Here is a 16,412-nt window from a genome sequence, read left to right on the forward strand (position 1 = left end):
AAACTATGTCGCGAATTGGCAAGCGTCCGATTAGCATTCCCAATAAAGTCACCATCACCCTAGACGGTCAAAAAGTAGCCGTCAAAGGTCCTAAAGGTGAACTTTCCCGAGTTATCCCAGCCGAAATCGTCATGGGACTCGAAGGCGAGACTTTACTCGTTACCCGCCGAGACGAATCTCGCGTCGCCAGACAACTGCACGGCTTGTGCCGCACCCTAGTCGCCAACATGGTCGAAGGTGTATCCCAAGGTTTTCAGCGGCGTCTCGAAATTATCGGCACAGGTTATCGGGCACAGGTTCAAGGACGGAACCTGATTTTAAACGTCGGTTACAGCAAACCCGTTGAAATGCCTCCTCCAGAAGGCATCACAATGGCAGTTGAAGGCAACACCAACGTCATTGTCTCCGGCATTGACAAAGAACTCGTAGGCAATACAGCAGCCCGCATCCGCGCGGTGCGTCCGCCCGAAGTCTACAAGGGCAAAGGCATTCGCTACAGCGGCGAAGTTGTCCGGCGCAAAGCTGGTAAAACAGGCAAAACAGGTAAGAAGTAACCGTCAGTAACCCAGGTCTAAAGACACTGGGCTTGTAGGGGCAATTCCCGCAAGCCATACTGACCAGCCTAAGACTTTCGATGTCTACGTTTTTGGAGTCACGACACCGGGAGAATGCGTAGCTAGTTCCCTGCTCTGTCATTTGCAACTAAACAGTCTTAAGGTCACTGAGATAGTGTTGCAAGTCTAAAAAGCTCTTAAAACATTGGCGAAGCTAACATCACCCCGCAAGGGAGGCTCCGAGGAGCAAATCCGAAGTGTCATTTCTCTCTCAGGTCTAAAGACTCTGAGTTTCCCATTTACCGAGTATTTATATGAAGCTTACTCGCAAAGAATCAGTCCAGCGCAGACACCGCCGGGTGCGGCGCAAGGTGTTCGGCACATCCGAACGTCCCAGACTAGCGGTATTTCGCTCAGATCAGCACATCTACGCTCAAGTAATCGACGACACCGCCCAGCATACTTTGGCAGCCGCGTCAACCCTCGACCCAGAATTGAAGTCAACTCTCAGTTCTGGCGGCAACTGCTCCGCGAGCGTGCAAGTCGGTCAGTTGATTGCCAAACGCTGTTCCAGCGCTGGCATAGTCAAAGTCGTATTCGATCGGGGGGGCAACCTCTATCACGGTCGTGTCAAAGCCCTCGCAGAAGCAGCTCGCGAAGCCGGGTTAGACTTTTAGGAAGAAGGAAGAAGGAAGAAGGAAGAAGGAAGAAGGAAAAAAGAATATACAACAAAATTCTTAATTCCTAATTGTTAATTTCTCATTTCCAACTACCAGTTACTAATCCCCAATTCCCAAAGAACAAAACTATGGCAGAACAAAAAGAACAGCGCAACAAGAAAAAAAGCAGCAGCAACAACAAAGGGCGCGAAAAAGAATCCGAATGGCAAGAACGGGTTGTTCAGATTCGGCGCGTTACCAAAGTAGTCAAAGGTGGTAAAAAACTCAGCTTCCGCGCCATAGTCATTATCGGCAACGAACGCGGTCAAGTTGGAGTAGGAGTCGGCAAAGCTAGCGACGTAATCGGTGCCGTTAAAAAAGGCGTCGCTGACGGCAAAAAGCACCTAATTGAAGTCCCCCTCACCAAATCTAACTCCATCCCTCACCCCATCAACGGTGACGGTGGCGGAGCTAAAGTGATGATGCGGCCGGCAGCTCCGGGAACCGGGGTAATTGCAGGGGGAGCAGTGCGAACTGTTCTCGAACTAGCAGGAGTCCGCAATATCTTAGCCAAACAGCTAGGTTCTGGAAATCCCTTAAACAACGCCCGAGCCGCAGTCAATGCCCTCTCCACCCTCCGCACCTTGTCCGAAGTTGCTCAAGAGCGCGGAATTCCAGTAGAAAATCTCTACGGTTAGGGCACGCGAGAATGGGAAACTGTAAGTTTTGAGTGTTAAGTGCTTGCGGTGAAAATAAAAAAATCCGCAACTTAAAACTCACGCACTCAAAACTACTGCGTACCCCCTCTCTAAATACCAATTACCAATTACCAATTACTAAAACTATGAGATTGCAAGACGCCCGACCCAAAGCAGGCTCCCAAAAGCGCCCCCGACGCTTGGGCAGAGGTATTTCTGCCGGTCAAGGCGCGAGCTCCGGCAAAGGGATGCGCGGTCAAAAATCTAGAGCCGGTAGCGGCACTAGACCCGGTTTTGAAGGAGGTCAAAATCCTCTCTACCGCCGTCTCCCCAAGTTGAAAAGCTTCCCTCTAGTGAACCGGAAAGAGTACACTACCATTAATGTAAGTAAATTAGCATCGCTGCCAGCAAACACCGAAGTTACTCTCACCTCTTTGATCCAAGCAAAAATTGTCACCACAGACGATGGGCCGCTGAAAATCTTAGGAGATGGTGAACTGAATGTACCTTTGCAAGTGCGCGCCTCGGCTTTTACCGCAGGTGCTCGCACAAAAATTGAAGCTGCAGGCGGAAGTTGCGAATTAGTTGCGTGAAGATTTGAGGTTTGAGAGTATGTCCAAATCTCAAATCCTCAAGCTTGCTATCAGAAAATGATTTAGTCGAAAATCCCAAATCTAAAATCCCAAATCGTAACTATGGACGTTAGTAGAGAGAAAGCGCCAACTGCACAAGAGACGTTCATGCAGATGGCTCAAGCTGCTGGTTTACGAGGCCGCATCCTCGTAACCATTGGCTTACTGATTTTAGTACGCCTGGGTGTCCACTTGCCAGTCCCCGGCATCGATCGAGTCGCCTTTGCCCAAAACGTCGAAAATAGCCCTTTAATTGGCTTTTTGGATTTGTTCTCAGGAGGTGGCTTGTCAGCTTTGGGGATTTTCGCGCTGGGGATTTTGCCCTACATTAATGCTTCAATTATTGTGCAACTTCTAACTGCGGCTCTGCCAAGTTTAGAAGAGTTGCAGAAAAATGAAGGAGAAGCAGGGCGGCGCAAGATTTCTCAAATTACTCGCTACGTTTCTTTGGGCTGGGCAATTTTGCAAAGTATTGGCATTGCGATTTGGGTCAGCCCTTTTGCTCAATCTCCATCGCCTTTATTCATAGCACAAACTGCTTTGGCTCTAACAGCCGGCTCCATGTTTGTGATGTGGATATCGGAAGTGGTGACGGAGCGAGGTATCGGGAACGGAGCCTCGCTGCTGATTTTTATCAATATTGTGTCGGTATTGCCGCGCTCTTTGGGACAAACTTTTGAATTGGCTCAAAGTGGGGACACGCAAGTTGTCGGCCGTGTAGTCGTTCTGCTGCTGGTCTTTTTGGTGACGATTGTCGGGATTGTTTTTGTTCAGGAAGGTACTCGCCGGATTCCGATTATTTCGGCCCGCCGCCAAGTCGGCCGCAAAGTTTATCGGGAGAGCCGGAGTTATCTGCCCCTGCGCTTGAATCAAGGCGGAGTGATGCCGATTATTTTTGCATCTTCGGTGTTGATTGTGCCTTCTTTCCTCGCTCAGTCTCTCAATAACCCGTTTTTGGTTCAAGTTGCTAATGTTTTGAGTCCGAACGGGCCGACGCCTTGGGCTTACGCGCTGTTTTATCTGACTTTGATTCTGTTCTTCAGCTATTTCTACGCTTCGTTGATTGTCAACCCCGTAGATATGTCTCAGAACTTGAAAAAAATGGGCGCCAGCATTCCTGGAATTCGTCCGGGTCAGAAAACGAGTGATTATGTGGAGAAGGTTTTGAACCGTTTGACTTTCTTGGGAGCGATTTTTCTCGGTCTGGTGGCCATTGTACCAACTGCTGTAGAAAGCGCGATCGGCGTGCAAACTTTTAGAGGTTTTGGCGCAACTTCCCTACTGATTCTAGTAGGTGTGGCGATCGAAACTGCTAAGCAAATTCAAACTTACGTCATCTCCCAACGATATGAAGGAATGGTGAAGTAATCGCAATGCAATTTATTTTCATGGGGCCTCCAGGGGCGGGAAAGGGAACTCAGGCTCAGATATTAGGCGCTCTCTGGAAAATACCCCACATTTCTACGGGCGACATCCTGCGCGCCTGCGTGGTGGCGAAAACTGCCTTGGGGCTACAGGCGCAAGCCTACATGGACAGGGGTGAGTTGGTTCCCGACCAATTGCTGATGGATATCGTGCAGGAACGCTTGAATGAACCGGACGCTAATGCTGGCTGGATTCTTGACGGCTTTCCCCGCACTGTCGCCCAGGCAACTTTTTTAGACAAACTGCTGCACGATCTCAGCATTGCCGAGGGGAGTACACCGAACCCGAAATTTGATCTCAAAGCTGTTAATCTCGACGTGCCTGACGACATTTTGGTGTCTCGCCTGCTGTCGCGGGGTCGACAGGATGACAATGAGGAGACCATCCGCCGCCGATTGCAAGTTTATCGCGAGCAAACTGAGCCTTTGATTGATTTTTACAGCGGCCGCCAACAGTTAGTTGCGGTTGATGGTGATCGAGCAATGGAATTAGTCACCGCAGAACTGCAACAATCTCTCTCGATCGACTCTTGAACCCTCTCAATACAGCTTGTTACTCACAAGCTTTTGCTAAGATATGTTAACTAGGAGCTTTTTGTGCTATCAGGTTTTGTGAGGGTTGCTAGAGACCGGATTGAACTCGATACTAATTGCCACAACTTTACTCAAGTAAAGCTAAAGCGAGCCGTTGGTTGAGTCAAGAAGTCGATCGAGTCGCCCGAATTCTTGCCCCGTTTCCCGTTTCACTCCTACCAGTAAATAGGTGTTGAGGTAAAGAGCGGGACACTCCTAGTTAATCAAATGTAGAGTTGAGGTAAATACCAAATTGTCTAAGCAAGATTTAATTGAAATGGAAGGGACAGTGACGGAATCCCTGCCTAATGCGATGTTTCGCGTTGACCTAGATAATGGGTTTAACGTGCTAGCTCACATTTCCGGCAAGATCCGCCGCAACTACATCAAAATTCTGCCTGGCGATCGCGTCAAAGTCGAATTGACTCCCTACGACTTGACCAAAGGCAGGATTACTTATCGCCTTCGGAAAAAATAGGCTTAGATAAAACTTTCTAAAAACTAATTCTAAGTTTAATTAGAGAGAATTTGGTAAAAAGCGTCAAATTTATGCTATAATGCTACGTTTGTAGTGTTGCCGAGAAGGGCGTCAACAACCCACCGGTGTACCGGGTTAAGTCATTGTTACACCGTAAAAGTATCGCTCACCAACATTTTTGTTTTGTGCAGGCGAACTTTACCCAGCAATGGGAGTGGGTGCAAGCGGGCTCCTTCATGAAACAACCCGCACTTTATACAATTTAATCGAGGAGAGGCCTACACCTTGCCCAGCCTCTCCTCCCACCGCTCTACGGGCAGTCCCAGCGTGCCTGTTCTCCGCTAGAGCGGGGTTCTCCAGGCAGGAAGAAAGATGAAAGTTCGAGCATCTGTCAAAAAAATTTGTGAGAAATGTCGCGTCATCCGCCGTCGCGGTCGAGTGATGGTGATATGCACTAACCCGAAACACAAACAGCGCCAAGGTTAGAAAAAAAGAAGATTGGGCAATGCACGCAGGTGCATCCTAATTGAACATTGTAGCCAAACAGGAAAACTAGGGAGACAAAAGTGTGGCACGGATTGCCGGGGTAGACCTTCCACGCGATAAGCGCGTCGAAATAGGTCTGACATACATTTACGGAATAGGCTTGTCGCGGGCCCAAAAAATTATCGCTGCAACAGGCGTAAATCCTGACACTCGCGTCAAGGATTTAACAGAGGCCGACGTGACAGCTCTGCGGGCTCATGTAGAAACCACATACCAAATCGAAGGAGACCTCCGGCGCTGGGAGTCAATGAACATCAAGCGCCTGATGGACATCGGAACTTATCGCGGTCGGCGTCACCGTTTGGGTCTGCCGGTGCGGGGACAACGAACCCGTACCAACGCCAGAACCCGTCGTGGCGTCCGCCGAACAGTTGCGGGCAAGAAAAAGGCTCCTTCCAAGAAGTAACATCTTTTTGGGAAAAATACGCTGGGGGCTGCTGGCTCCTAGCGCTTCGGGACATTAGTTGAGAGAAACGTTAAAGAGACTAATATGGCGCGACCACAAACAGGCAAGAAATCTGGTGCAAAAAAGCAGAAACGGAATGTACCCAATGGGGTAGGCTACATCCAGTCTACCTTTAACAACACGATTGTAACTATTACCGACCTCAACGGCGAAGTAATATCCTGGGCATCCGCAGGTTCCAGCGGTTTTAAAGGAGCTAAAAAGGGCACTCCCTTTGCAGCTCAAACAGCAGCAGAAAGTGCTGCCCGCAGAGCCAACGACCAAGGAATGCGCCAAATAGAAGTAATGGTGAGCGGACCCGGAGCAGGTCGAGAAACGGCTATTCGGGCGCTGCAAGGGGCGGGACTGGAAATCACCCTGATTAGAGATGTTACCCCAATTCCTCACAACGGCTGTCGCCCTCCCAAGCGGCGTAGAGTCTAAAACGATTTGAGATTTTAGATTTTAGATTTTGGATAATGGCTAACTGCTTAAAGTCAAAAACTAATGGTTCTAACTGTTGCCCCGTCCATCCAAAATCCGAAATCCATTCAGGGGTATGCTCTGCAATCTAAAATCCAAAATCAAAAATCCACAGTGGAAAAGGGAGGTCACTCCGTGGCGCAGTTTCAAATTGAATGTATAGAGTCTAACACTGACAAAGACCGGAGTCAGTACGGAAAATTCGTCCTGGAACCGCTCGATCGCGGTCAAGGAACAACTGTTGGGAATGCGCTTCGGCGAGTTCTGCTGTCAAATTTGGAAGGAACAGCAGTAACTTCAGTCCGAATCGCGGGCGTCAATCACGAGTTTGCCACGATCGAAGGGGTACGTGAGGATGTTCTAGAAATTCTCCTGAACATGAAAGAGGTCGTCCTCAAAACTCATTCTCAGCAGCCGCAAATCGGCAGGTTGCGGATTGAGGGGCCTGTAACAGTTACGGCCGATCGATTCGATTTGCCCTCAGAGGTGGAATTGATCGATCGATCCCAGTACATTGCAACTCTCTCCCCAGGCTCAGTTCTGGAAATGGAATTCAGAATTGAAAAAGGCATCGGATACCGAGCAGTAGACCGCAGTCGCGATGATGGGTCGGCTTTGGATTTTCTCCAAATTGACGCCATCTTTATGCCGATTCGCAGAGTCAACTACAGCGTTGAAGATGCTAGGGTAGGCGGCACGGTCGAGAAAGACCGGCTGATTATGGAAATCTGGACTGATGGCAGCGTGACGCCTCAAGAAGCTTTGAGTCAATCTGCCCACATCCTGGTAGATTTATTTGCACCTCTCAAAGACATCACCCAAGATTCTCTCAAACCAGAGTATCCCGGTGAAGCCGATCCTACTAGCCAAATTCCGATCGAAGAATTGCAGTTGTCCGTCCGGGCTTACAACTGTCTCAAGCGGGCTCAGATCAACTCAGTCGCAGACTTATTGGATTATACCCAAGAAGACTTGCTCGAGATCAAGAACTTCGGCCAGAAGTCTGCAGAAGAAGTGATTGAAGCTTTACAAAAACGCTTGGGCATTACCTTGCCACAGGAAAAATCAGCTAAAAGTTAATCAACGGGTAACGGGTAAAAAAGTTCTGAATTTTAAGTAGGTGAGTTTTTAAGTTAAAGAATTCACCCCCCTAGATCGCGGACTATCCCGGCGCCCAATTACCAATTACCAATTACCAACTGCTATGCGTCACCGCTGTCGCGTCCCCCAACTCAACAAACCGGCTGACCAGCGCCGCGCCCTGCTGCGCTCGCTGACCACCGAATTAATCCGCCACGGTAAAATTACTACCACTCTCGCCCGCGCCAAAGCGCTGCGCCCAGAGGCGGACAGAATGATTACCCTGGCAAAAGATGGCTCCTTGGCCGCTCGCCGGCAAGCTATGGGCTTTATCTACGACAAACAGTTAGTACACGCCTTGTTTGAAGCAGCCCAAGAACGGTACGGCTCGCGCAACGGGGGCTACACCCGCGTAGTACGAACTGTCCCCCGCCAAGGAGACAATTCCGAAATGGCGATCGTTGAACTGGTTTAATTCAATTTTGGGTTGGAGATTTGTGATTTATGACTGACAATCGAAAATCCCCAATCGAAAATCCCCAATCGATACAGCGCGTTGCTCTGGTGATCCAATACCTCGGCACTAACTTTCACGGTTGGCAGCGACAGCCGAACCAGCGTACAGTACAAGAAGAAATTGAAACAGCAATATCGACTGTTCTGGAACGCCCGGTAACGCTGCACGCTGCCGGGAGAACCGATGCGGGAGTTCACGCCGCTGCTCAAGTAGCCCATTTTGATGCCTGGGGCCCAATTCCGGCTCACCGCTGGGCAAGCGTTCTCAACTCTCGACTGGCAAAAGATATTTTAATTCGAGCTTCGGCAAAGGTGGAACCTACCTGGCACGCTCGGTTCTCAGCCAGTTGGCGGCGCTATCGCTACACCCTTTATACAGATCCGACCCCTAATTTGTTTGTGCGTCCTTTTGCTTGGCACTGCTACCACGCCCCTGTGGATGAATCTTTGATTCAGACAGCATTGACACCGCTCATCGGGCGGCATCACCTGGCTGCTTTCCACCGCGCGGGGTCTGCCCGCCCCCATTCCTGGGTGGACGTACAAGCGGCAGAGTGTCAGCGTTCTGGGCCTCTTATCTATATTGAGGTTCAGGCGAGTGGGTTTCTATACGGGATGATGCGGCTGCTGGTGGGGTTGCTGGTGCAGGTGGGTCGCGGGGAAAGGCCGATCGACAATTTCACAGATATCTGGGTCAACGAACGCCGAGAAATGGTAAAATATGCCGCTCCCGCTCAAGGTTTGTGCCTGCTGCGGGTTGGCTATTGTGAATTTCCCTTTCCCCCAGATGTCTGGTACGACACTCAGCCAAAATTAGTCATTAGTCATTAGTCATTAGTCATTAGTCATTAGTCATTAGGTAACTACTAATAAAAAACTAAGGACAACTAACAATTAAAAACTGACAACTGACAACTGACAACTGACAACTAACAACAGTTAACAGTTAATAGACAACTAACAACAAACAATGAACAAAACTTACGTCCCTACTCAAGACTCCCTAGAGCACAAGTGGTACGTGGTCGATGCCGCCGACCAGCGGCTGGGCCGTCTGGCAACTGAAGTTGCCATGTACCTCCGGGGGAAACACAAACCGACTTACACTCCTTCTATGGATACCGGCGACTTCGTAATAGTCATCAATGCTGACAAAATCGCTGTTACTGGCAAAAAACGCACCCAGAAAATCTACCGCCGCCATTCTGGAAGACCGGGCGGCATGAAAACAGAAACTTTTGCCAAATTGCAAGCACGTTTGCCCGAAAGAATCGTCGAAGAAGCTATACGGGGAATGCTGCCTCACACTTCTTTAGGCAGACAACTGTTTACTAAACTGAAGGTGTACGCTGGCCCCAACCACCCGCACCAAGCTCAAAAACCAGAAGAATTAATTGTTCACACGATTCCGGGAGGAAATAAGTAATGCAAGCAACAGATACCGGCCGCGCTGTGTACTGGGGTACCGGCCGCCGCAAGTGTTCAGTAGCGCGGGTGCGCTTGGTTCCCGGCACTGGCATACTGACTGTCAATGGTAAAGAGGGGGATTTGTACCTGCAATTCAACCCAACTTATTTGGCGCTCGCTAAGGCCCCTCTGGAAACTTTGGGTCTGGAAAATGAGTATGACATTTTGGTGAAAGTTGAAGGCGGTGGCTTGACAGGCCAAGCTGACTCGATTCGCTTGGGTGTCGCTAGAGCACTTTGCCAATTAGACCCGGACAACCGCAAGCCTCTCAAGACTGAGGGCTATTTGACTCGCGACCCGCGGGCAAAAGAACGGAAAAAGTACGGTTTGCGGAAAGCTCGCAAGGCTCCTCAATACTCCAAGCGGTAATCGAGGTTCGGCAGCAGATTGTGTAACGGATGTAACGGATGTAACGGATAGAAGGAAGAAGGAAGAAGGCAAAATTATCCAGATTCTATCTTCCTTTTTTTTCAAGTCTATTTCCGATTCCTGCTTCCTGGTTCCAACAGATATAAGGCAAAATTGGTGCTGTTGTTGGTGTACAAGTCCTGCGGCAGCTAAAATGGTTGTAAAGTCAAAAATTAGAGAGTAAAAAACAATGGCAAAAGATGGCATTCACCCTGAGTGGTATCCCGAAGCTCAGGTTTATTGCAACGGGGAACACGTGATGACGGTTGGTTCGACTAGACCAAAGCTTCAAGTTGATGTTTGGTCGGGAAATCATCCTTTTTATACTGGCACTCAGAAGATTATTGATACAGAAGGTCGTGTGGAACGCTTTATGCGGAAATACGGCATGACCGAGGTAGAAATGCCGAAGGCAGATGCTTCATCTGGACCGCTGAAAATGGAAGATCCCAAAGCAGATGCTTCTAAGGCTGCTGGTAAAGGCAAAAAGAAGAAGTAGCCGGATTGTCATTTGTCCGCAGTTTGTTGAGAGTAGTTCTTTCTACTGGCAACTTACCGCCCTCGGATTTTAGATTTTAGATTGAAGACTTCGCTATGCAGGCAGTTGAGTTCTATCGAGTGGAGTTTGAGCGAGATTCTATCCCAACTGTTCTTCAAATCTAAAATCTAAAATCTAAAATCTAAAATCTAAAATCGATTGACAAAGGACAACTGACAATGGCTGAATCTTATTTGCTGGATAAATTGAAGTCGGTAGAGCAAACTTTTAATGAGTTGACTCGCCGCATGGCTGACCCGGATGTGGCTAGAGACAATCAAGAGTTTCAACGGGTAGCGAAAGCTCGATCGTCCTTGGAGGAAGTGGTCGATACTTTTGCCCTGTGGAAAACCACTCAGGAAGATTTGGTGGGCGCGCGACAGGTTCTCAAGGAAGCCACGGGCGATCGAGATATGCAAGAAATGGCTGCGCTGGAAGTTCAAGAACTTGAGGCGAAGCTGGAGAGTTTGGAAAGTCGTTTGAAGGTTTTGCTGCTCCCCCGCGACCCGAACGATGACAAGAATATTATGCTGGAAATTCGGGCGGGTACTGGCGGAGATGAGGCTAGTATTTGGGCTGGAGATTTGCTGCGACTGTATACCCGTTACGCTCAAACTCAAGGCTGGCAGGTGAAGTTGGTGAGCGAGTCGCTGGCGGAAATGGGTGGCTTTAAAGAGGTGATTCTGGAAGTTACAGGCGACAGCGTTTACAGCAAGCTGAAGTTTGAGGCTGGGGTACACCGGGTGCAGCGAGTGCCTGTGACTGAGGCTGGCGGCCGGGTGCATACTTCGACGGCGACGGTGGCTGTGATGCCGGAGGTTGATGATGTGGAGATTCACATCGATCCGAAGGATATTGAGATGAGTACGGCTCGATCGGGCGGCGCTGGCGGCCAAAACGTGAACAAGGTGGAAACTGCTGCGGATTTGTTTCACAAGCCGACGGGAATTCGGATTTTCTGTACTGAGGAGCGCAGTCAGTTGCAGAATAAGGAGCGGGCGATGCAGATTTTGCGGGCTAAGCTCTATGAGATGAAGTTGCGGGAGCAGCAGGATGAGGTGAAGTCGCGGCGTTTGGCTCAGGTTGGTACTGGTTCGCGATCGGAGAAGATTCGCACGTACAACTATAAGGACAATCGGGCTACCGACCACCGTTTGGGGGAGAATTTCTCGCTCAATAGTGTTTTGGAAGGTGATATTGAGGGGATTATTCAGACTTGCATTTCTCAGGATCAGCAGGAACGTTTGGCTGAGTTGGCTGCTTCTACTAATTGATGGAGTGATGGGGGACTAGGCGCATTGTTTGCTGAGCCTCAGTTCCCTTGTTACGCGGGAGATCTGGTTGAGTAGGGCTTCCCAAATTGCATCGGCGATCGCCACTGGATATTTGAAATGTTCGAGGTCGTATTGTACAATGACTTCTAGGGGTGCTAGGATTTGCTGGTTTCGACAACTGGCAATTGCTGCGATCGCCTCTTGTTGCCATCTGGCAAATAGTCTGTAGCTGAAAAAGGAACTGCATTTTTGTCCTTTCTTGTTCAGGTAAACAACTATTACTTGATGTTGTTTGGGGTAGACTTTCACTATGCGGTTGACCGGCATTCTCAGGGCTTCGGCTGCTTCCATTTTGGAGATTTGCCAGCATTGGGGTTTTAGCCAACCCGAGGCTGTGAGGCTTTGACGGGTGCGGCTGGGCTTGTGAGTTTTTAGATTGCGTCTCTTGGTCATTTTTACTTTCCCTGATGTCGGTCTTCGGTTTCAAAGTTCGATCGGGCTGTCCCCTTATGTTGGGTTCCTCGCTCAGAACCATTTGTTTAGCGACTCCTTGGGTCTATCAAAACTTAAGTTGTAATTATTAGTTTACTTGCAATCCTTTCCTGTGTCAAGTGTAATTATGAATTGCAAGTGGAAAATTTAGGAGTTGGGAAGTAAACTGAGTTATGTGGGATTAAGTAGTGACGGCAGTTGTGAACGCAGAAGCTAAGAAAAAATTGATCGAGATTGTCAAACTAGCTCGCGGTTCGATGAGTCAGCGGGCATTCGGCAAGCTTCTGGGCGTCTCTGCGACTGCGGTTCAGTTGTGGGAAAAAGGTCAGAGCATCCCAGATACAGAAAATTTGGCTCAGATTGCTGTGAGGGCGGGGTTTACACTTGAAGAGCTGCTCGCTCATCTGGAAGGCAAACCCATGCGTGAACCGGTAGATACTAACGATCTGCTGAAAAAAATTCAATGTATACCAATTAGTGAGTTAGCCGTGGTTGGTAGAGCCGTGATGGATAGACTCGCGGCGGCGGCTGAGTCGTCTGGGAAATATAGTTGATGTATCACTTCGTAAGTAGACTGGTAGATACGGTTGAGTAACCTTCGAGTCGTGAACATCCAAAATAGACAAAAACTTAGTGAAATTATCAAAACAGCTCGCGGGACAATGAGTCAGCGAGCCTTTGGCAAGCTTTTGGGCGTTTCTGCTACTGCTGTTCAGCTTTGGGAAAGGGGCGATACTGTTCCAGAAACGGAAAACTTGGGTAAGCTCGCAGCGAGAGCTGGTTATTCGCTGGAAGAACTTCTGAGATTTTTGGATGGGAAGCCAGTGTCAGATCCGTTAGATATTCAAGATATTGTCAAAAAAATTCAGTTTTTGCCTCTGAGTCAGGTGGCGCTAATTGGTAAAGCTGTCGCGGAGAGATTCGCTGCGTCGGCTGAGGCTGCTGGGGAATGAGTATTAGGCAGATTTATCTGTAAACTAGGAATTGTGGTTATCTGGTGGCTGATACTGTGGACGCAGAAGCTAAGAAAAAACTGAGCGAAGTTGTGAAGCTAGCGCGTGGCTCCATGAGTTTTAGCGCTTTTGGTAGGCTATTGGGAGTCTCTGGGTCTGCTGTTCAGTATTGGGAGAAAGGACAGGTGCTCCCGGATACGAAAAATTTGACTCAGATTGCGGCAAGAGCGGGCTTTACGATGGAAGAGTTAATGGCTCATCTCGAAGGCAAGCCAATGCCGGAACCTGTTAATACCAACGAGCTGCTGAAGAAAATTCAATGTATGCCACTGAGTGACTTAGCAGTGATTGTTCGAGCTGGTATGGAGCGACTGGCGGCGGCTGCTTTAGCCTCTGGGAAGTGTGGTTGAGCTGGTTGGCGTAAAGTCCGATCGCCCTTAAAAATTTCTACCACTCGTGCCTATCACAAATCGAGTAATTTGTCAAGGCAAAATCTACTTTGTTACGGAGTGCGATCGCCCTTATCGACTGACGCACTCCGACAAAGAAACCTGGTTTTTTACCGAATCTGCGGGATACAACGCGTCTTATCGTAAAAAACCCGGTTTCTGGGCCCCTATGCGATCGCCCTTATGAAAAAACCACTCGCCCTATCCCTGACTCAATATGTCTAAAAACTCTTGGACAATGCGATCGGGTTCTTCGCAGCATCTGTTAGCGTCGCAATAGTGGATGATGCTGATACCGTGAGATGCAAACAGTCGATCGCGCGTTTCATCTTTTTGTGTGTCGGGATGCGATATTTCCAGAATACCCCATTTGCCTTGGTGGAATATGAGGAAATCTGGTTCTTGGTTTTGTCGGCCTGCGGGTGTTGTGAGGCGGGCTTTGGAGTTGGGGAAGAATAGGGTGTTTGTGCGATCGAGGGCTTCGGCTATTTTTACTTCTTCTTCGCAGCGAAAGCGCAGATCGTTCCAGTGATAAATCCGTTCTTTTGTGCTAGACAAAATTCCCTGGTTATGCACGTCTTCAGCCTTGATAATTTCATCTGATGCCGTCTTATTATCAGATATAATTGCACCGTGTAAATCTGCTGATGAATCAGATTCACTTAAGTTTGCGAATAATATTCTGGCTCCGCTTAAGTTAGCACCGCTGAGGTTAACTCCGATAACTTGAGTTCGATGTAATGTCACTTGATGTCGTCGCAAGTATCGTTTAAAAACCGAGCGTAAATTATTTTTTTTTACCTTTTCATCAAAAGCCTCTGAGAGTTGTTTCCAGAGTTTAGCTGCCAGCGCTTTTATGTATTCATCATTATATTGAGAGAGTTGAGAAATTTCTTCATAGGAATGTCTGCCTTCCCAGCATTGTCTGAAGATGAGCTCTTGCACGTCGTTTAAGCCTTCGCCATCGAGGAGAGTTTCTGCGATCGCGATTGCTTCATCAACGGTCATGGCTTAAGTTTCCTTAAAGTATATATTTGGTGAAGTTTTGACAATAATACCATTTTTTTATGATGCTGTATAGAATCCGATCCCCCCTAAAGAGGGCGGGCACGGGGAGTAGGGGTCGCACCGCCCCTACAATGGGGGGACAAGACTCTTCTCAAAGTCCCCCTTCTTAAGGGGGATTTAGGGGGATCGAGATATGTGCAACGACCCATTAAATTAATATAAGAGGCTATATCTTAGGAATTAAGGCTGATGTTCATTCAACCAATTGGTTAAATCTGAGGCTTCTGAAAAGTCCAAAAGCGCCTCTCCTAAATCCTCTAATTCTTCTACGGATAAAGTCTGAATTTGTTCGCGGGTTTCAGATGCGATCGCACCGATGCGTCGAGTCAACTGGCGAGTGAGGAACGACAGCGCCTCATCTTTCCTTCCTTCAAGGAGGCCTAGTTGTCTTCCTTCAAGGAGGCCATCTTCGCGAATTTCTTGGTAAATCACAGAACCGCGCATAGTTTCCTTCCTAAATAGTTGTCTGATTAAGTCTTTTTCAAATCTCAAACCTGCGAGCACTTGGGTACAAGCGAGTAAATCCGCTTGTTGGGTAGGTTCTTCTATTGTAGCAATCTGAGTAGCTATTTGCTCTAACAAAGTTCGTGGCGAGTTGGTTTGGGATAGTGTCGCCAGTGGGAGCAAGCCGGGGACGGACAGCAGTAAAGCGGGGTCTTGTTCCCACAGGCGGATAACTCGATATCCGTGTCGGGTGTTCGTGTCTGTGTACTCGGATACAAAAACTTGTTCTGAGGCTGTTTGCTGCAAAAAGATTACTACTTGATTGATGGAACAGGAGTATTGCCGTTTCAGCCTGACGTAGTAGTCTAGCATTCTGAAGGCGATCGGCGGGTCGGAGTAGGGTCTGGTTTCAAATTCCAGATGCAGGATTTGGCGATCGGTTTGCAGGAAAACGAGAGAATCGGCTCGGATGGGTTCTTGAATTAGTTCGGTTTTGAGTACCTGAACGTCAGTGGGTTTGTCAATTGGTAGCAGCCAGTGGACGAAGGCGGCGGGGAATTTTTCTGCTAGATATTTGCAGGTGTTGTCGTAGGCCAAGGAAGTTGGGTTGTGAGAGGGGTGATTAGAAGAGTTTAACTCTATGGGCATCTACCTGAGAGGAGATTTTTGGGGAATTTGGGGAAAGTCCTTACTTTTTATCACTTTTTATCACTTTTTATCACTGACAAAGATGAGATCATGTTGGTAAACTATTTCTTAACTATAGTACAGAAACAGTTAAGCACATTGCGATCCCATTGTTACAAAAACCTGCTACCAGTCAGTAAATGTTTTGTCACACATTGGCATTATAAAAAGACACAAATGTGAAAAAATCAGTGGAATTGCGGATGTACAGGTTCTCAGAAAAAGACTATGTTTATCGCAGGTAAAATGGAAATCTTAGGAGCTTAATTATGAAGAGCAACGTGAAATTGAAAGTTTTGGTATTGACATTCGTTGCACCAGTAATGGTTGGTGCAGCCCTATTATTTGATGCCGATGTTGCAGCCGCCGTCAACTGGGGTGCGCCGATGCGTGCCGGTTATCGCGCCTATAGTCGTCCAAGTAATTATAACGAGGGTGATAACGAGGGCAGGATAAATGGGGGTATAGTTCTGATGGGTCTTGGATTTATAGGGGCCATGTTTGAGGCTGCTAATAAGAATAAGAAGCGGTAATATTAGCCAAG

Annotated in this window: 24 protein-coding genes; 21 read left to right on the forward strand and 3 right to left on the reverse strand. The window is 48.3% G+C overall.

Features of this window, described 5'->3' with window-relative positions; genetic code table 11:
- The first annotated feature begins 5 nt into the window (after nt 1–5).
- The 17 genes from rplF to prfA all read left to right on the forward strand — a co-directional run bounded on the left by rplF (nt 6) and on the right by prfA (nt 11,775).
- Nucleotides 6–554, forward strand: coding sequence for a 50S ribosomal protein L6 (gene rplF, locus QUB04_RS08830; protein ID WP_006634987.1), 549 nt, complete (start codon nt 6–8; stop codon nt 552–554).
- 314 nt (nt 555–868) lie between these two features.
- Nucleotides 869–1,231 carry a 50S ribosomal protein L18 gene (gene rplR, locus QUB04_RS08835; protein ID WP_333101803.1) on the forward strand — a complete coding sequence of 121 codons (363 nt, stop codon included), beginning with the start codon at nt 869–871 and terminating at the stop codon, nt 1,229–1,231.
- 131 nt (nt 1,232–1,362) lie between these two features.
- Nucleotides 1,363–1,911, forward strand: a complete 549-nt coding sequence (rpsE, locus tag QUB04_RS08840; protein ID WP_190745441.1) for a 30S ribosomal protein S5 — start codon at nt 1,363–1,365, stop codon at nt 1,909–1,911.
- A gap of 146 nt (nt 1,912–2,057) precedes the next feature.
- Nucleotides 2,058–2,504, forward strand: a complete 447-nt coding sequence (gene rplO, locus QUB04_RS08845; protein ID WP_006634984.1) for a 50S ribosomal protein L15 — start codon at nt 2,058–2,060, stop codon at nt 2,502–2,504.
- Nucleotides 2,505–2,606: 102 nt separating this feature from the next.
- Nucleotides 2,607–3,911, forward strand: a complete 1,305-nt coding sequence (gene secY / locus QUB04_RS08850; protein ID WP_333142827.1) for a preprotein translocase subunit SecY — start codon at nt 2,607–2,609, stop codon at nt 3,909–3,911.
- Between the two features lie 5 nt (nt 3,912–3,916).
- The gene (locus QUB04_RS08855) at nt 3,917–4,501 is read left to right on the forward strand and encodes an adenylate kinase (RefSeq protein ID WP_333283417.1); all 585 of its coding nucleotides are present in this window, start codon (nt 3,917–3,919) and stop codon (nt 4,499–4,501) included.
- A 292-nt stretch (nt 4,502–4,793) separates the two neighbouring features.
- Entirely contained in the window at nt 4,794–5,018 is a 225-nt protein-coding gene (infA, locus tag QUB04_RS08860; RefSeq protein WP_006276978.1) for a translation initiation factor IF-1, read from the forward strand.
- Nucleotides 5,019–5,390: 372 nt separating this feature from the next.
- The gene (gene rpmJ, locus QUB04_RS08865) at nt 5,391–5,504 is read left to right on the forward strand and encodes a 50S ribosomal protein L36 (RefSeq protein ID WP_015178722.1); all 114 of its coding nucleotides are present in this window, start codon (nt 5,391–5,393) and stop codon (nt 5,502–5,504) included.
- An 82-nt stretch (nt 5,505–5,586) separates the two neighbouring features.
- Nucleotides 5,587–5,970: a 30S ribosomal protein S13 gene (rpsM, locus tag QUB04_RS08870; RefSeq protein ID WP_006634981.1), complete on the forward strand. Its 384-nt coding sequence runs from the start codon at nt 5,587–5,589 to the stop codon at nt 5,968–5,970.
- An 84-nt stretch (nt 5,971–6,054) separates the two neighbouring features.
- Entirely contained in the window at nt 6,055–6,453 is a 399-nt protein-coding gene (rpsK, locus tag QUB04_RS08875) for a 30S ribosomal protein S11 (protein ID WP_332978136.1), read from the forward strand.
- Between the two features lie 174 nt (nt 6,454–6,627).
- Nucleotides 6,628–7,572, forward strand: coding sequence for a DNA-directed RNA polymerase subunit alpha (locus QUB04_RS08880; RefSeq protein WP_332958426.1), 945 nt, complete (start codon nt 6,628–6,630; stop codon nt 7,570–7,572).
- 124 nt (nt 7,573–7,696) lie between these two features.
- Complete coding sequence (gene rplQ, locus QUB04_RS08885; RefSeq protein ID WP_190657966.1) at nt 7,697–8,047, forward strand: 50S ribosomal protein L17; 351 nt, start codon at nt 7,697–7,699, stop codon at nt 8,045–8,047.
- 29 nt (nt 8,048–8,076) lie between these two features.
- Nucleotides 8,077–8,919, forward strand: a complete 843-nt coding sequence (gene truA, locus QUB04_RS08890) for a tRNA pseudouridine(38-40) synthase TruA (protein ID WP_333283419.1) — start codon at nt 8,077–8,079, stop codon at nt 8,917–8,919.
- Nucleotides 8,920–9,058: 139 nt separating this feature from the next.
- The gene (rplM, locus tag QUB04_RS08895; RefSeq protein WP_333283421.1) at nt 9,059–9,514 is read left to right on the forward strand and encodes a 50S ribosomal protein L13; all 456 of its coding nucleotides are present in this window, start codon (nt 9,059–9,061) and stop codon (nt 9,512–9,514) included.
- Nucleotides 9,514–9,924: a 30S ribosomal protein S9 gene (rpsI, locus tag QUB04_RS08900; RefSeq protein WP_106147490.1), complete on the forward strand. Its 411-nt coding sequence runs from the start codon at nt 9,514–9,516 to the stop codon at nt 9,922–9,924. The genes rplM and rpsI overlap by 1 nt, the downstream gene beginning before the upstream one ends.
- Nucleotides 9,925–10,153: 229 nt before the next feature.
- On the forward strand, nt 10,154–10,462 hold the full coding sequence (gene rpmE, locus QUB04_RS08905; RefSeq protein WP_333283423.1) for a 50S ribosomal protein L31: 309 nt from the start codon (nt 10,154–10,156) through the stop codon (nt 10,460–10,462).
- Nucleotides 10,463–10,680: 218 nt separating this feature from the next.
- On the forward strand, nt 10,681–11,775 hold the full coding sequence (prfA, locus tag QUB04_RS08910) for a peptide chain release factor 1 (protein WP_333283425.1): 1,095 nt from the start codon (nt 10,681–10,683) through the stop codon (nt 11,773–11,775).
- Nucleotides 11,776–11,790: 15 nt separating this feature from the next.
- Here the strand turns inward: prfA and QUB04_RS08915 are convergent, their stop codons facing one another.
- Nucleotides 11,791–12,228 (reverse strand): hypothetical protein, encoded by a 438-nt coding sequence (locus QUB04_RS08915; RefSeq protein ID WP_333202660.1) that lies wholly within the window; start codon nt 12,226–12,228, stop codon nt 11,791–11,793.
- A gap of 227 nt (nt 12,229–12,455) precedes the next feature.
- On the opposite strand from QUB04_RS08915, the gene QUB04_RS08920 reads away from it, so the two are divergent.
- The 3 genes from QUB04_RS08920 (at nt 12,456) to QUB04_RS08930 (ending at nt 13,630) form a co-directional block, all read left to right on the forward strand.
- Complete coding sequence (locus QUB04_RS08920) at nt 12,456–12,821, forward strand: helix-turn-helix domain-containing protein (protein ID WP_006634971.1); 366 nt, start codon at nt 12,456–12,458, stop codon at nt 12,819–12,821.
- Between the two features lie 108 nt (nt 12,822–12,929).
- Nucleotides 12,930–13,220, forward strand: coding sequence for a helix-turn-helix transcriptional regulator (locus tag QUB04_RS08925; protein WP_333101795.1), 291 nt, complete (start codon nt 12,930–12,932; stop codon nt 13,218–13,220).
- A gap of 44 nt (nt 13,221–13,264) precedes the next feature.
- On the forward strand, nt 13,265–13,630 hold the full coding sequence (locus QUB04_RS08930) for a helix-turn-helix transcriptional regulator (protein ID WP_333202658.1): 366 nt from the start codon (nt 13,265–13,267) through the stop codon (nt 13,628–13,630).
- Between the two features lie 240 nt (nt 13,631–13,870).
- Here QUB04_RS08930 and QUB04_RS08935 read toward each other — a convergent pair whose 3' ends face one another.
- A complete protein-coding gene (locus QUB04_RS08935) occupies nt 13,871–14,677 on the reverse strand; it encodes a pentapeptide repeat-containing protein (protein WP_333283427.1) in 807 nt (268 codons plus the stop codon).
- 240 nt (nt 14,678–14,917) lie between these two features.
- On the reverse strand, nt 14,918–15,778 hold the full coding sequence (locus tag QUB04_RS08940) for an Rpn family recombination-promoting nuclease/putative transposase (protein ID WP_333283455.1): 861 nt from the start codon (nt 15,776–15,778) through the stop codon (nt 14,918–14,920).
- Between the two features lie 359 nt (nt 15,779–16,137).
- Here QUB04_RS08940 and QUB04_RS08945 point away from each other — a divergent pair, with 359 nt between their 5' ends.
- Entirely contained in the window at nt 16,138–16,401 is a 264-nt protein-coding gene (locus QUB04_RS08945) for a hypothetical protein (RefSeq protein ID WP_333283430.1), read from the forward strand.
- Nucleotides 16,402–16,412 lie beyond the last annotated feature (11 nt).

It is taken from the genome of Microcoleus sp. D2_18a_B4, from assembly GCF_036702475.1.
Classification (GTDB): Bacteria; Cyanobacteriota; Cyanobacteriia; order Cyanobacteriales; family Microcoleaceae; genus Microcoleus.

What these genes read in the sequence shown, in the direction of transcription:
- QUB04_RS08925 (WP_333101795.1), top strand. Translation starts at nt 12,930, where the DNA reads ATGAGTCAGCGAGCCTTTGGCAAGCTTTTGGGCGTTTCTGCTACTGCT.
- QUB04_RS08935 (WP_333283427.1), bottom strand. Translation starts at nt 14,677, where the DNA reads ATGACCGTTGATGAAGCAATCGCGATCGCAGAAACTCTCCTCGATGGC.
- QUB04_RS08945 (WP_333283430.1), top strand. Translation starts at nt 16,138, where the DNA reads ATGAAGAGCAACGTGAAATTGAAAGTTTTGGTATTGACATTCGTTGCA.
- QUB04_RS08855 (WP_333283417.1), top strand. Translation starts at nt 3,917, where the DNA reads ATGCAATTTATTTTCATGGGGCCTCCAGGGGCGGGAAAGGGAACTCAG.
- rpsI (WP_106147490.1), top strand. Translation starts at nt 9,514, where the DNA reads ATGCAAGCAACAGATACCGGCCGCGCTGTGTACTGGGGTACCGGCCGC.
- rplO (WP_006634984.1), top strand. Translation starts at nt 2,058, where the DNA reads ATGAGATTGCAAGACGCCCGACCCAAAGCAGGCTCCCAAAAGCGCCCC.
- rplM (WP_333283421.1), top strand. Translation starts at nt 9,059, where the DNA reads ATGAACAAAACTTACGTCCCTACTCAAGACTCCCTAGAGCACAAGTGG.
- QUB04_RS08915 (WP_333202660.1), bottom strand. Translation starts at nt 12,228, where the DNA reads ATGACCAAGAGACGCAATCTAAAAACTCACAAGCCCAGCCGCACCCGT.
- rplR (WP_333101803.1), top strand. Translation starts at nt 869, where the DNA reads ATGAAGCTTACTCGCAAAGAATCAGTCCAGCGCAGACACCGCCGGGTG.
- rpsK (WP_332978136.1), top strand. Translation starts at nt 6,055, where the DNA reads ATGGCGCGACCACAAACAGGCAAGAAATCTGGTGCAAAAAAGCAGAAA.
- rplF (WP_006634987.1), top strand. Translation starts at nt 6, where the DNA reads ATGTCGCGAATTGGCAAGCGTCCGATTAGCATTCCCAATAAAGTCACC.
- prfA (WP_333283425.1), top strand. Translation starts at nt 10,681, where the DNA reads ATGGCTGAATCTTATTTGCTGGATAAATTGAAGTCGGTAGAGCAAACT.
- rpmJ (WP_015178722.1), top strand. Translation starts at nt 5,391, where the DNA reads ATGAAAGTTCGAGCATCTGTCAAAAAAATTTGTGAGAAATGTCGCGTC.
- truA (WP_333283419.1), top strand. Translation starts at nt 8,077, where the DNA reads ATGACTGACAATCGAAAATCCCCAATCGAAAATCCCCAATCGATACAG.
- rpmE (WP_333283423.1), top strand. Translation starts at nt 10,154, where the DNA reads ATGGCAAAAGATGGCATTCACCCTGAGTGGTATCCCGAAGCTCAGGTT.
- rpsE (WP_190745441.1), top strand. Translation starts at nt 1,363, where the DNA reads ATGGCAGAACAAAAAGAACAGCGCAACAAGAAAAAAAGCAGCAGCAAC.
- secY (WP_333142827.1), top strand. Translation starts at nt 2,607, where the DNA reads ATGGACGTTAGTAGAGAGAAAGCGCCAACTGCACAAGAGACGTTCATG.
- rplQ (WP_190657966.1), top strand. Translation starts at nt 7,697, where the DNA reads ATGCGTCACCGCTGTCGCGTCCCCCAACTCAACAAACCGGCTGACCAG.